This window comes from Glaciecola nitratireducens FR1064 (assembly GCF_000226565.1).
GTDB lineage: Bacteria > Pseudomonadota > Gammaproteobacteria > Enterobacterales > Alteromonadaceae > Glaciecola > Glaciecola nitratireducens.
This window is the reverse complement of sequence record NC_016041.1, coordinates 1,023,505-1,038,312: the sequence shown is the minus strand read 5'-3', so window position 1 is coordinate 1,038,312 and position 14,808 is coordinate 1,023,505. Positions and strand designations below refer to the sequence as shown.

Sequence of the window (14,808 nt, the reverse complement as noted above, 5' to 3'; positions counted from 1 at the left end):
CGCCTTTCTTAATTAGCATACTATTTCCGTATTGAAGTAATCATATACAGGTTTCATTATGGAAAATTATCATGACAACTTTAAGGGTGTTATTGCTATTGTAATTGCCAGCTTTTTGTGGGGAACAACTGGCACTGTGGCAAGCTATTCACCTGATGTAAGCTCTTTGGCTATTGGGGCATTTTCTATGGGTATAGGCGGAGTATTACTTGTAGTTACAGCTCAAAAAAAACTATTTATAGATTATAAGCTCATGCTAGAACAACCTCGTATATTACTTTTTGGGGGAGCTTCTGTCGCTATTTACCCATTAGCATTTTATACCTCAATGCGTTTTTCGGGTGTTGCCATTGGCACTGTGGTTTCTATCGCTACAGCACCTTTTTTTGCCGCAATCCTTGAACATCTAATTAGTAAAAAGCACATATCACAGCAATGGATATTGAGCTTTGTCATTGGAGCGATAGGTATTGCTCTGTTAACGTTAGGTAGAGACCAAAGTAATAATACTGCTTACAGTATTAATCAACAGGGTCTGGGGATTCTTTTGGGTTGTATTGCTGGATTAACTTATGCAGGTTATTCATGGGCAGCAAGGCGTTTAATTGAAAGTGGCGTTCATTCAAAAGCGTCCATGTCAGGGCTATTCGGTTGTGCAGCACTATTGTTACTCCCTTCATTATGGTTTACGGGTGATAACTTATTTTCAAGCTCAACTAATGCTTTGGTATCTTTGTATATGGCAATAATTCCAATGTTTTTAGGATACTTATTATTTGGTTTTGGCTTGAATTATATAGATGCAAGTAAAGCGACATTAATAACCCTAATTGAGCCATTAGTTGCAACTATTTTAGCTGTTTTCATTATTGGCGAAAAATTTAAAGTCATTGGTTGGATAGGTGTGGCTTTAGTCTCACTATGTCTATTGATGCAAACCATCAAACCTCAAAACCAACTAAGATTAGCCTTCAAATCAACTTAGTTATACAGTCTGATATAATTACTGCTTTGACAAAAAGTTCATAACGCTTTTAGTTGCCAACCATAAGTTAGCGTAAAAATATCAACGGCAACTATGAGCTTGAAGCAGTCTCACAAAAATACAAAGCTTACCGTCCACTGATCGCTCTAAGGAGACCACCTCCTTCGCGATGGTGACGGGCTGCAAATCTCTCATTGCCGAAGTTCGGCTCAGTGCCATAAGGAGTCATTCGATAATAGATACGACACTTTTACTTTGGGAAAAAATAGTCATTTATTCGAGTTGAATTCAACTCAATAATTGTTCCGCTTCGTCACCAAAACGGACATTTTCGAGCAAAGTCTAAAGAGCATAACAAAGAAACTCTAAGCTGATGGCTATTGCTCACCATTGATAAAATCGATTTGTTTTTTAATTGTAGTGATAAATTTTTCTGTGCGTTTTTGTAACTCTTTATACATATCAAAGTTAGCTACTCGCAGTAACTGCTGATGATGAATGTCATTAATATATTGCTGATTTTTACAAACCTCTTGAAAACGCCCGCTAATCTTGTATCGACTGAAATATAGGGGATCGTTAGTTTGTGTCTTCTCAACAAAATAGGGGGATTTGTCAAATGGCCAAGTATTCCAAGATACTTTAGAGTTATCGCTAACATCCAAACTAAATTGCTTACTAATAGCTGAATATTTATTGAGTAGGATAATAAAGGTATCTTCATAAAGAGGATAAAAAGACTGGGTGTATAGCTGCTCCAAGGCAACCGTATTTAGATTCAAAGAAAAGTTATATATAAAGGTGTTAAGTGTTTCGTTAAATACCATCTGACTGTCATTTTTATCGTCACATTTTAATAGATTCTGCATATTTTCATTAAATAGGATTTCTTGAGCCACGGCGGATTCGAGGTAAAAAGAGAGTAGCTTGTTATTTTCAATCGCTTCTGCTTTTGCTTTCTCAAGCGATTTAATAGCAAGTTGATTTAAGTCGTTATTATCTTTCCATTCGGTTACTTGCAATGCGACAAAAATACCAACTACTACGACCGAAAAATCAAGGAAAACAGCGAACCAATTTTCTGTTTTTACATGTTTTATAAATTTCCGTAAAAGCATTGACACTTCCTTTCTCTTTAATTTTTTAAATAATCAATAACACAAAAGCATTTATAAAGTCCATTTTACCCGTGTATAGGTGAAATTAGTTGAATATCGGAATATAGATGGAATTTATGCTATCGACTAGCCTTGGTGACTGCTGTCTCTGAAACTGATTTTGCACTCTCTTTAAGCGCTGTGTCCACTCATACTCCGAGCACTATACGGATTTTCAGAATCTAATGTAGTCACGAGTTGGTGGTCATTTTTTTGCATTATGATGCAGAGGGTCTGCTTTAAGTAAAAACAACTCCGTCAGGTTTTGCGTTCGATTGTCCGCTTTAGGATCAGATGTAGACATTAGGTTTACACGTTTCGAACTTCTGCTTTTCGCTCTAAGCCGACCGATGAACAACTCTGGCGACAGTCGGCTTTCGGTAAATGGACTTATTGGCTATTTTTTCGGAACCATGTGTAGAGCGAAAAATTGTCTTTAACATGATATGTAGCTCATCTTTAGTATGTGTGGTCATTCATCACATCAACCAAATATTAAAGAGGTGACACCATGTATCAAATTACAGTTTATAGGAAAAAGGAACCTTGGAATAAAAATAAGCTTGTTGGTCAAAAGCTCCCACTTAAATTTCAGCAAATCTGGGCTATTCGTATTCGCCTTGAGCTATCAGGTAATGTTAGAGACCTAGCACTATTTAACCTAGCTATTGACAGCAAGTTGAGAGGTTGTGACTTAGTTTCTTTAAGGTTGCGTGACATTGCTCATGGATTAAGTGTTCAATCCAGAGCAATGGTAGTTCAACAAAAGACTGGGCAACCGGTACAGTTTGAAATTACTAAAAACACGCGTGAATCTATCTCACAGTTAATCCAACACGACCAATTGACGTCAAGTGATTACTTGTTCAAATCGAGAGTGAAAGCATCTGATCATATATCAACTCGACAATATAGCCGGATTGTTGATCATTGGGTCGAATCGATAGACTTAGATGCGACTCAATACGGCACGCATACTATGAGGCGAACAAAGCCCTCTCTTATTTACAAAAAGACCAAGAATCTGCGAGCTTGCCAATTGTTACTCGGTCATACAAAACTTGAAAGTACGGTGAGATATTTAGGTATAGAAGTAGATGATGCATTAGAGGTATCGGAGGGAATTGATTCGTAACAAAAGCTTGAAAGTCGCACCTCTTCAACAGAAGTGCGACCATCTAATCTAATGTGCCCATGCTCCATTTTGTGAAGGACAAGTGCACGGCAATTGCGGACGTAGAAACCCAAAATTACGCAAAAATCCATACTACTTTTTGTCTATTTGAACTGGAGCTTTGAGAGGCTCCTTAGAGGTAGCTAGCAGACGTTGCTTTTTGCGTTCTGCTGAACAAGTTTCACGTTTATCGCTAATTTTTTGAAAGCAAGAACGAGGCTGTTCCCGGATGGTTATATCTTTTTGTATTTGGAATGTTATAAACTAGTTCACCATTCAAACTCTTAATTTGAATGGTGTTAAAGGTAAGATAGTTGGTTACCTGAAATCAGCACGTAGCTATTGAAACATTAAGGCTTTTTAGCGATAAAAAATTGCTACCCAAATTCGCCGAGGCGAGTTTTTTATTAATCGACTTCGCTTTAGATATCAATCACAGCTTGTGATCCAGTCATCTTAGATGCAAGCTCTTAAAGACGCTGTTCAAGTGGTTGTAAGTTTTAAAATTATAACCGCAAACGACCTTGAGCTAAGCTTAAACGATTTGAAAAGCTAGTTGTAACAACAGGTAGCATAAAACCTCAATACACCCTATACTGCCCTTTCATTTACATAGTGTTTACCTTTTGTTTTCTTTTCCGCTAAACCTCAGATTTTAAAGGATTTCCCAGTGCTAAGAACTAGCCTACTTCTGTTGCTCTTTCTTATTAACTCAAAAGCATTATGCACAAACCAGTACAGTGAAATCGGTATGCCTGTGACGCAAACCTTTGGTTTGGCGGAACATAAAGGTAGTGATCAAAACTGGTATCTCACCCAGGCTGACAATGGCCTTATATATTCTGGCACCGGCACGGGTATCATCGAATGGGATGGAGAAAACTGGCATCTTTACAATACACCTAATAACTCAAGAGTGCGCTCGTTAATCCATTGGCATGACGGTCACATCTACGCCGGTACGATTGACGATATTGGCGTTTTTAAACCAAATACCCATGGTACGCTTGAGTTCATATCTTTAGTCAGTCAGTGGTCTGCCCAAGAGCGCCAATTTGGCGAAGTGTGGTCTACCGCTGCAAATTCCCAAGGTGTCATGTTTGTGACCAACAAGGCAATGTATTTTTGGGATGGTAATAAGGTACATAAAGTGCCAGATATGCCTGGTGGCAGGCACCGTATTTTCACTTTGGACGACAGCTTTGTATTCAAAATATTAAACGAGAAGTCCTTACATATACTGAATATAAACACTTCTTCATTGTCACCTGACTTTACACTAAACAAAAGCGATGTGGGTCTTCCTAAAGCAGCAGTTATTCGTAATATGTTTTACAATAACAGTAATGAGCTTGTCACGATAACAGGCACACACGGGATCTTTGAGCAACACAACGGTACTTTTGAACTCAGGTTAGACGGAACCCGCTTTGGTGTAGATGATGGTTTGTACGAAGGTATACAAGCCAAAGACGGCTTTTATTATCTTGTATCATTAGACCGAGGTTTATTCGTGCTTGATCCTACATATCACATCGTGGCGAATTACCGTGAAGAACACAATTTAGATATTGGTTCACTTTACTCTGTGCTAGAAGACCAGCAAAGCAATATTTGGCTTTCTGGTATCCCAAGTATCACTCAAATGCTTCCTCCTCACCGTTTAAGTTCATACAAACCCGGTACTCAATCCACGATCATTGATAGGTTGGTACCAGTTGGCGGAAAGCTTGTGGCTACAGGCGATGGTGTATTCCAACTCAAAGCCGGACAGTCCCAACTGGCCCCAGCGAAGTTCGAAGTGCTCATTGACAGCAAACGAATTTATTTCGATGCCATAGAATACAAAAAACATTTTCTTTATGCTGGCAATGGCGGTGTGTTCGCCCGCCTTATCAATGAACCTGAACAAGAGTTTTCAAATATACTAAAAACTGGATGGGCTCGGTCTTTAAAAGTCGATCCTTTAACAAACAAGTTGGTTGTAAGCTCATACGAGGGTTTATTTATTGTCGAATACCTTGACGGTGAGTGGTCGAAGAGCAAAGTAGAGGGTTTAGCTGATGAATTAGAGTTTGTTGCAGTGCAAGACAACGGCGTGATTTGGACAGGCACCACTACTCAAGAATTATATCGTGTTGAAAACGCGCAGTTTTTGGATAAAGCCACGAAGGTCGAAAAATTTGTAGATAAGGATGGTTTGGGCCCCGGCAATGTGATGCCCTTCAAATTGTCATCTGGCGTTGTTATAGCCACTAGCAACGGTTTAATGGATTACATGCCTCAACGTTTACCTGCACTGCAATTTATGACCGGCTTCCCCGAAATTTTCACAACTGAAAAAGAAGACGTATTTCGTGTTTTTGAAGATCCAAAGGGCAGAGTTTGGTTCCGCATTGGACAGCAATCAGGATATGTTGAAAAAGACAGGAACGGCAAATGGCAACGACACTCTGAATTGTTTGCGCCATTTACAAAAGTCGGGTTGAGAGATTTTGCTAGCGACTCAACGGAACATGTTTGGTTTGTGCAAAGTTCCGGTGAAGTGTACCGAGCAAATGTCGACTTGGCGGAAGCATTGCCAAGCGAAGGTAAATTAAATATTCGCCGCATTAGCAATCTTGATAGCCAAGTGATGATTAATGGAGGGCAACTTTCAGCAACAGACCCCATTGCACTCGACCAGACTAATAACTCAATTCGGATAGAGTTTGCTCTAAGTGGTAGTAGCTTGTTGAATGACACTTTGTATCGACATCGGCTGTTAGGCAGCGGGCAACAAAAATGGAGTGAATGGGCCAACGAACACCAAAAAGACTATACCTTATTGTCTGGGGGTGATTACCAATTCCAAGTTCAGGCAAAAGATGATTGGCTGCGCACGTATGAAACGGAACTTGCATTTTACGTTAAACCCCCCTGGTATTTGAGTCGGATTGCTTGGGTAGCTTATATTTTAGTGCTGATTACTTTGTTGGTCCTAACGGGCTTGTTAACACAGCATTGGCGTGCCGCTGAGCTTAAAGCACAAAACCGCAGCTTAGAAAGTACCGTGGCGCTGCGAACCCAAGAGATCAAAGATAAAGTAGCTGAACTAGAGCAACAACAAGTTTTAAAAGAGCGTTTCTTTGCCAATGTATCCCATGAGTTTAGGACGCCATTAACCTTGACGATTGCGCCCTTAAAAGACTTGTTGGCAGAGTACCCAAACCTAAAGCAAGGCATTTCTTATCCAGTTGAAACCGCCTTAAGAAATGCGAATAAAATGCTGGAGCTTGTAGGCCATATTTTAGATATCAATCGCTTAGATGCTGGTCAATTCCCTATGCATATTGCTCAATACGATATCGCGGAATTGATAAACTTAGTCGCGCCTCGATTTAAAGGTTGGGCACATAAACAACACCAAACAATTACAATACACGATACAAATGATCCAGTGCTGCTTTACTTTGACCGTGACCAACTAGAAAAATGCATTGCTAACTTACTCTCTAATGCAATCAAATATAGCGGTTCGAATACGCAAATAAGCATATCAATATTAAAACAAACATCTCGAATAGGCATCGAGGTAAAAGACAACGGTACAGGTGTTGAACATTCCTTACACGAAAAACTCTTTGATCGATTTTATCAAGGTGAATCATCTCAAAATGTCAACCAACCGGGCACCGGAATTGGCTTAGCGCTAGTTAAAGAACTCATGGAGCTGCATCACGGAGAAATAGAGTTAGTAAGCCAAGTCGGTCAAGGGTGCTGCTTTACAATATGGCTCAAGCCTGGCAACCAGCATTTTGACGCTTCGCTACTGCTTGAAAATAGCGTCTCAAACAGTGTCAGCGATATGCCAATTTTCCCTATTGCTCAAATCCCAGACCGTGACATGTCCAATATGATAAGTAGCGATACTCTTACGCATAGTAAGGATGACATCACCACAATATTGGTGGTTGATGATAATGTCGAATTAAGACAATTTATTTCGCTAAAACTGTCAGGATATTACCGCATTGTTCAGGCTTGTGATGGTGAAGAAGGCTTAGAGAAAGCGATATCAACCCTACCCGATTTAATCATTTCTGACGTCATGATGCCAAAAATGAACGGTCTAGAGATGTTGGCTGAATTAAGAAAGAACGCTCTTATCTGTACTGTTCCCATTATCATGTTAAGCGCCAAATCAGGTAAGCGCGAGACAGTTGAAGGTTTACAAACTGGCGCTGATGATTACATGACTAAACCCTTTGATACTTCCGAGCTAATTGCCAGAATAGACGGACTTATTAGAAACAGAAAAATGATCCGTGAACAATTAAAAACAGACTTCGCTTTATCATTAAACGCTCATTCAATCGCGGATAAAAATGAGCCTAGTTTCGCTGAAAAGCTACGTTTTGAAATTTTACAAAACTTGACAAACCCCGAGTTCAATACAGATATTTTAGCCGCAGCAATGGCCCTAAGCCGGCGTTCACTCAGTCGAAAGTGCCAAGAAGATTGCCAACAATCTGCTGGGCAATTTATTACGCAAGTACGCATGCAGATTGCGCTTAAATTAATCAATGAAAACACCCTAAGCATTAGCGAAATTGCCTATGGAACAGGTTACGAAAGTTTGGCTTACTTTTCTCGTACCTTCAAAAAATTCTATGGTAAAGCGCCTACCGCAATTAAAAGCTTGAAGACGAATTAGTGTGTTTGTGAGGCTAAAGATTTTGCAAAATCTAAAGGTATCAATTGCCTCCCTCTAAATCATCATCTTCATTTGAGGAAGAATCTTCAGACGAGGTTGAGCTTGAAGTTATGTCTGAGTTTGTAGTACCCGTCAAAGAAGATTGTTGAACGATATCCTTAATGCCTTCTAAAAAAGCAGAATAAATGTCAATGGTAGTTTTATCATCTGCATTAATATTAGATGCCAGTTCGCAGGCCCTATACATTAGCTCTCGAGTAATCAATACCGCCGGCGATCTACCTCCTAAATTAAGACCTGTTTGTTTTTCCCCTCCACCGATACTCTCGCCGCCATTCATAGGTAGCGATAAATTGAGTTGATCACTTTGTTGCACGCTAAAGTCAGGGTCTGGTGCCCTACAATATTTTTCTTTTGATACCGAAGGGCTAAAATAAACTTCCCTGTAAGTTGCTGGAATTAAAGAAATACTGACACCATTTCGTTCGACTACTTGCTCTACCTTAGTCGCTGGCGCCATGGTTGAACAGCCACTTAATAAAGCTGTCGACACAAACAAAGTACACATAATTGACCGTTTGTTCATTTGCAATATCCTATATTTATGTATGAGAAATAGGTACGAGCCAAAAACTCGTACCCTAGATGTTACAAGCAATTGCAAACATGGCTTAGTTATGGTCTTCACTCAAAAGTGAAAAATGATTGTGTACCAAAGCATCATAGTTATTATCGTAGTCTTGTTCGTTATCGAAAGTTTTCCACTGAGGGGCGGGTTGATATAAAACCTTGGTCACTTTTGTGGTGATTTTTCTCGTTGACGAATATCTTGGTGGTAAGTGAACACTATCGCTCGAAGTTTTAGAGCTTAGGATTGTGTTAATTGCAGCTGCTTTATTTTTGCTCCCTACTGCAAAGGCGGCATAACCGCTAAAAGTCGAATCGAATGTGACCTCTACTTCATAGGATAAGTTGTCAGCAGAAGGTGCGTGACCATAAAACTCACCTTTAGGAATGTACAAGGTTTCGGTTGAAGTATTCGTCTCTGAGTTTTGATGTTCCTTCGACTGTATAAAGTCGGATTTGAGAGACTGTTCTGTTGTTTTTGATGTAGACCCGCTCACTCCTCCTGATAGTCCTTTGTAGGTAAAACCAAGGTTAGCATCCGCAGTTTGTGTCCTCGTGATTTTACTCGTTGATGAAGTACTCAATGTAACGCTTTGTGAATTTGAAGTGCTGATTGTGCGCTGCCATTGTTTTTCTTGTTTTTCTGGCGTCTTAATACTAAACATGCCCGCTTGTTTTGGTGTTGCGTATGTTTTTATCTCGCAACGTACTGCCTTTGTATGCATCAATGGACGCATTTCGATTTTTTTGTTGTACTTTTGAACCCTCTCAAAGTGTTTGTTACTGCGATTGAGTATGGGAGCAGCAAAAGCTGCTTCATAACCCCATTGAGATAACGCATACTGCGTAGAAATATGAGAAAAGTTTACAACGCCACCGACGGCAAGATTAAGATCATCTAGCGTTAGGTCTTGAACAGTTACGCCTTCGGTTACACTGCACTTGAATCCACTTTTGTGATCGCCTGTTACCACATACCCGGCAGGCTCAGATGCCATAACAGATGTTGATAGTGTAATAAAGAGAGCCCCCGCACTAAATGTTTTCATTACCTTTATTGATATTTTTGCTTTCATTTTCGTTCCCTTTCAATTTAGTAAATAATGGGCTATCTCTGACAAACCCGTATTTTATTAAGAGTCACATGCAAGCTAGAAGCGCCGTGTCAGCGATAGAAGCTTTGCAAGTAATAACATCGTTTTAGTTCGACGAGAAATAGCTTAATGTGTTTGAAAATTGGGGGTTTGCAGTATTGAGCCAATCACTTGACATATCGGGTCAATTTTTTGAAAGGCCAATAAAAACAGGAAGTGTAGTAGAAATCGAACGACCGTTATTTAGATGGGACTTGCCGGTCAGATATTCTAGTCAAACCAACATTCTACTCCAGAAATAGCACTTTATGGCAATGTCGGCAATCTGCCCTAAGGCGTCATATACTCACAACCAGTTCCCGCAGTTTTTCAGGATTTCACGTTTTCTGCTGCCCCTCCCCCCTTTTTTTTGCAAGTTCACACTACTAGTTCAGTAAAAGTTCAGTGTTCGGTTGAGAATTTCCATTAATTTTCTTGAACTTACACTTGAGTCGTTCGAAAACCGAACCTGCTCAGTTCGGAATAGTTTCGGTCGGTTTTTTGAGCCAATTTTGCCAGAGATTTTTTGCTTACTTTTCTTGCACTTACTACAAAACCGCGAACGATTTCCTTGGCCTCATAATCGGCAGGTCCCCTGTTCAAGTCAGGGTTGGGCCACCATTTCTTCATAAATATCATTAAGTTATCTCAACTCAGACCCGCCGATTTATGGATTTGGGTCCATTCCATTTTGTCTGAAAAACCTGTGCTGCTCTTTTGTGCTCATTCACTCTCTGCGTGGTTTCCACTCGTGACCATCAGCGTCGTAAAAGTTTGGCGAAATTTTGTCGGAGGATGCAGCTGTGGCGACTCAGGTTGGGATTAGAAAGGAATTAAAGACCTTAAAGAAACCCGAGGGGTATGCAAAGGGTATACACTTAAAGCCTTATAACAGTCAGAAACAGCCACCGTAAACCACTAAAACAAACCTACATAGACATAGTCTTAAATGTATCGCGCCTTTACTAAATGTCAGACATAAAAAAAGCACCTACCAAGTGGAAGGTGCTTTCAGAAAAACTATTAAGCTTATTTTTTAAAGCGACGTGCGCCTAAGCCAATCAAGCCTAATGCTAAGATAGCTAGTGTTGATGGTTCTGGAACTACCTTAACGTTATCAATTATCGCTCCACCAAAGTCATTCGGACCTGTAGACGTGAAAAATATTGAAGCTTCCAAGTCACTATCTGGCGTAAAGTATAGTGTTACGACTGATGACGATGTGTTTAAACTTGTTAGGTAGCTTTTTAAATTGCTTATCGTCCCAGATGCTAATACGCCGGCTGAATTCCTAAACCCATAAATCAAACCATTATCTTGGGTGTGCTGATTATTGCCAAGTAAAAATGATAACGAATATGTAGCGTTTGCTGCAAAGCTGAACATTTCTTGAGTTTGAATTGAACCTACTTGATTGCCGCTCATATCAACAGCATATCCCGGTGCAAACGCACCCGTAAAATTCCACAAATCTACGTTACCAGAAACTACAGACCAATTGCCGAAGTTACCGGTAATATTAGCTCTGTTGTTACCGCTACCAAAATCGTCCTGAAATATTAGCCCAGCGCTCGCATTACTGATTAACAAACTGAACAGTGCAAATGTTACTAAAATCTTTCTCATGTTATTAAACCTCAAAATTAATAATAATAAAATCCTGTAAGCACATGCCGCGCCAACATTATTTATTTATTATTATCAATAATATACATATCCTAGACATTTAAAAAAACAAAGATTGTAAAAAAACCTGACACTCAACAGGCTCAATTTAACGTCAACAAACAAAGAAGAGAGAGCTATGCGGCTGTAGGATTTATCTAAGTGTAATAGTCAAGGGATTTTGGCCACCGTTCTATAGTATTTCAAATACCTATATGTGGATTTATTTGGCGCCAATCCACCGTTATATGAGTAAAGCTAATTTCACTACAATAACCAAGAATACGAAATTACATTTGCGCTCTTCTGAGTATCTTATCTGAACAACATCGTTCATAACCAAATCGGAGACCTACTATGAATATACGCCTAATCAAAATCGCCGAGTGCGGCAAACTCACTGCTCCTAAATCTATCAGTCTCACCTACAACATCGGTGTTGCTGGCTCCAGTAAAATCCATTTCAGAGTCACGGACAATAAAACCGGCGGCCTATTATCCACAGAATGGATAGCACTGGATGCCATCCTAGACACGGTCAAGACTGCGGCACCTGATGCTACGTCATTCAGCGCGCTGATTTTTGACCGCCTGTTCAGCTTTAGAAGCGCTAATAATGCTCGCTTTCACTTCGCTACCCTGCTGGTTGAGGGTGTATTACAGCGTTACAAAGAGACTAAGCCGAATACTAAGCCCACTGCAAAGTAACCGCCCTAGCCCCTTAGCTGGGCTCATCACATTACACAAAAGGTCCCTTTATAGATATGCAACTTTCACTTGTAGGCATAGTTGCACCTGCAATTTAGACCATAGGAGAAAATGTAGAAAGTAGTAAATGTACCAACCTCCCTCGGGCATCTGAGAGCTCAATCTGGCACCAGACTGTCGGACTCCGGGACTTTCATAGGCCAAGGGTGACCAATGCACTGCCGGGGGTCGGCGTTCCAGAGCGGAGGGCTATAACGCACTTTAGCTAGGGAAGTTTTAGCCCCTGTGCAACGCAGACGGGAAGAATATGGGGGATGCAAGTATTCTCCCCTAACTCATTCTGCGGCTGCGCTCGCTCATCCTGTTAACTTATGATACCGCACCTCAACTAAAAGTTGGCCCAATCCCTTGTGCTGCATAAAAAGCTGGCCGAATTTGGCTGCACTCATTCACTGCAGCATTTTGCTGGGGTGGGTGGGGTCGTAGTTTTTCGAGTTTTTTTGCCAGTGAACGAGGACGAAAAGCTGAAATCCTGAAAATTTTGGAAAAGCTGGAAGTCTAGTGTGGATAACATATGCGCTCGACGGTTAGCTAAACGGCAAAAACCGTCATACGCTAATACATCCTACGTCATCCTCGCGGAAGCGGGGACCTCCCACCGCAAGAGAAATTTTGAAACTACAGCATCACTTAATTAATGAAAAAAAGTCATTTTTTGAATTTTCTATGCTGTTGGGGAGGTTACCACCTGCGCGGTAATGACCTAGGGTTTGTATACATCGCAGGTCAAATTAACGCCCGTTATCTACCCATTTGAGACAGTCATTAATACAAGAGCAAACAGGTGAGTTGTTATACAACACCTCTAAAAAGTGATCAGCTTTCGAGTTGCGTACTTTCTTAAGTAGCTATCTTTAAAGATCATTACTAGTGGCGTACTTTATTAAAAACCGATTCTGGAAAAAGCTTTTGATATCGGTATGTTAAGGTTTCTCCCTTAGTAGCGCACTTTATTTAAGAACAACACTTAACTTCCGCGTTTAGCGGCTCGCAACATAGACTGAACCAGCTCTTTAGCATCAAACTTAGTCAATGCTTCATCCGCACCCACTTGTTTGGCTTGAGAAACCGAAATTTCACTGGATAGTGACGTATGCAATATAATGTAAGCGTTTGCTAACGCAGGGGCACTTCGCACTTCAAAGGTAAGCTCATAGCCATCTAAACCTGGCATTTCGATGTCACTCACCAAAATATCAACCGGATTACCTTCTGATGCCTTTTTATGCATGATATCCAGAGCATGTTGGCCGTTATCGGTAACATCAAACGAGATGTTTAAATAGTTCAGCACATCGCTTAGTTGTTTACGCGCTGTTCGAGAATCATCCACAACTAAAATATGTTTCGGCCGCAGTAACTCACGCTCCACGTCCGTTACTGAGGTTTTGATCGATGACGGGTCGCTTGGGTAAATTCGTTCTAACAGCACTTCAACGTCCATCAACTGAACCAGTTCGTCATTTACTTCAACGGTTCCGGTAATAAAGACATCCCGCCCAAGCGCAGCATTTGGTGATTTAATATGCCGCCAGTTGGTTTCAACAATTCGCTCTATAGAATGTACTAAAAAACCGATGACCTTACGTTGACAATCGGTCACCACAATAAACGATTTATCCAACTTAGTCGGCGGTATCGCACCTGCACCAATAACCTGCGCCATATCAACAATCGGGATGGTTTGATTACGAATCGTGGCCGCACCCAATACGCCTGTTTGTGTATTTAATATGGGCGTGACGGGTTTGTAGGGCACAAGCTCACGAATTTTTAACGTTCCCAAAGCAAATTGCTGGTTATTATGCAATCGAAACAACAACAACCCTTGGGAATGTCCGGCTTTAGAAGTCACAAATAGATCCTTGAAACAAATGGATTACAAAATTATCGGCCAGCTTATCTTTTTCTGAACAGCCTATAACCCAGCTCAACGTGCTATGATCCTAATCCTTCTAGGTACGCCTTAATAATGAAAGTAGACCCGCCAGTCAGTTCCAGCAAAAATTCAACGGCAGGAAATGCGCACAGGAGTCATACACTCAGATCCAGTTTTCTCAGCTATCGCAGATTTTCAGAAGTTTAGATTTTCTGCTACCCCTCTCCCACTATGCGACTTTCCACTGCAAGTTCAGTAAAAATTCAGTATTCGGTTGAGAAATATCGTTAATTTTCTTTGGCTTGGTACGGTCCGAACCAGAAACCGAACTTGGCAAGTTCTGAATAGTTTCGGTCAACTTTTTGAGCACATTTTACCAAAGATTTTTTGCTTATATTTCTTCAACTTACTGCAAAACCGCCGACGATTCCCTTGGCCTCATAATCGGCAGGTCCCCTGTTCAAGTCAGGGTTGGGCCACCATTCTTCCATAAATATCATCAAGTTATTTCAACTCAGACCCGTCGATTTATGAATTTGGGTCTCGCGCCATTTTGTCTGAAAAACCCTGTTGCTGTTTTGTGCTCAGTCCTCCGCTGTGTAATCTTGATCTCTGACCATCACTGGCGTAACAGTTTGACAAAATTTTGTCGGAGGATGCAACTGTGGGGCGCTCAGGGTGGATGGGGGCGCAGTTTTTCGAGTTTTTTTGGCAGTGGCCTAGG

9 protein-coding genes are annotated in these 14,808 nt (G+C 40.7%); 4 read left to right on the top strand and 5 right to left on the bottom strand.

The window, feature by feature from the left end; translation table 11 throughout:
* The first annotated feature begins 58 nt into the window (after positions 1-58).
* Positions 59-985, top strand: a complete 927-nt coding sequence (locus GNIT_RS04495; protein WP_014107960.1) for a DMT family transporter — start codon at positions 59-61, stop codon at positions 983-985.
* 377 nt (positions 986-1,362) lie between these two features.
* On the opposite strand, the gene GNIT_RS04490 is transcribed toward GNIT_RS04495, so the two are convergent.
* Positions 1,363-2,109 carry a hypothetical protein gene (locus GNIT_RS04490; RefSeq protein WP_148261688.1) on the bottom strand — a complete coding sequence of 249 codons (747 nt, stop codon included), beginning with the start codon at positions 2,107-2,109 and terminating at the stop codon, positions 1,363-1,365.
* A 544-nt stretch (positions 2,110-2,653) separates the two neighbouring features.
* Between GNIT_RS04490 and GNIT_RS04485 the strand changes: the two genes are divergently transcribed.
* Both GNIT_RS04485 and GNIT_RS04480 read left to right on the top strand, forming a co-directional pair.
* Positions 2,654-3,277 (top strand): tyrosine-type recombinase/integrase, encoded by a 624-nt coding sequence (locus GNIT_RS04485; RefSeq protein ID WP_014107958.1) that lies wholly within the window; start codon positions 2,654-2,656, stop codon positions 3,275-3,277.
* A gap of 709 nt (positions 3,278-3,986) precedes the next feature.
* Positions 3,987-8,012: a hybrid sensor histidine kinase/response regulator transcription factor gene (locus GNIT_RS04480; protein WP_238526940.1), complete on the top strand. Its 4,026-nt coding sequence runs from the start codon at positions 3,987-3,989 to the stop codon at positions 8,010-8,012.
* A 40-nt stretch (positions 8,013-8,052) separates the two neighbouring features.
* On the opposite strand, the gene GNIT_RS04475 is transcribed toward GNIT_RS04480, so the two are convergent.
* From GNIT_RS04475 to GNIT_RS18350, 3 genes are all read right to left on the bottom strand, one after another.
* On the bottom strand, positions 8,053-8,598 hold the full coding sequence (locus tag GNIT_RS04475) for a hypothetical protein (RefSeq protein WP_014107956.1): 546 nt from the start codon (positions 8,596-8,598) through the stop codon (positions 8,053-8,055).
* Positions 8,599-8,683: 85 nt separating this feature from the next.
* Positions 8,684-9,715 (bottom strand): hypothetical protein, encoded by a 1,032-nt coding sequence (locus GNIT_RS04470; protein ID WP_014107954.1) that lies wholly within the window; start codon positions 9,713-9,715, stop codon positions 8,684-8,686.
* Between the two features lie 1,086 nt (positions 9,716-10,801).
* Positions 10,802-11,398 (bottom strand): PEP-CTERM sorting domain-containing protein, encoded by a 597-nt coding sequence (locus GNIT_RS18350; protein WP_014107952.1) that lies wholly within the window; start codon positions 11,396-11,398, stop codon positions 10,802-10,804.
* 396 nt (positions 11,399-11,794) lie between these two features.
* Here GNIT_RS18350 and GNIT_RS04455 point away from each other — a divergent pair, with 396 nt between their 5' ends.
* Positions 11,795-12,145 carry a hypothetical protein gene (locus GNIT_RS04455; RefSeq protein WP_014107951.1) on the top strand — a complete coding sequence of 117 codons (351 nt, stop codon included), beginning with the start codon at positions 11,795-11,797 and terminating at the stop codon, positions 12,143-12,145.
* Between the two features lie 1,027 nt (positions 12,146-13,172).
* Here the strand turns inward: GNIT_RS04455 and GNIT_RS04450 are convergent.
* A complete protein-coding gene (locus tag GNIT_RS04450; protein ID WP_014107950.1) occupies positions 13,173-14,060 on the bottom strand; it encodes a chemotaxis protein in 888 nt (295 codons plus the stop codon).
* Positions 14,061-14,808 lie beyond the last annotated feature (748 nt).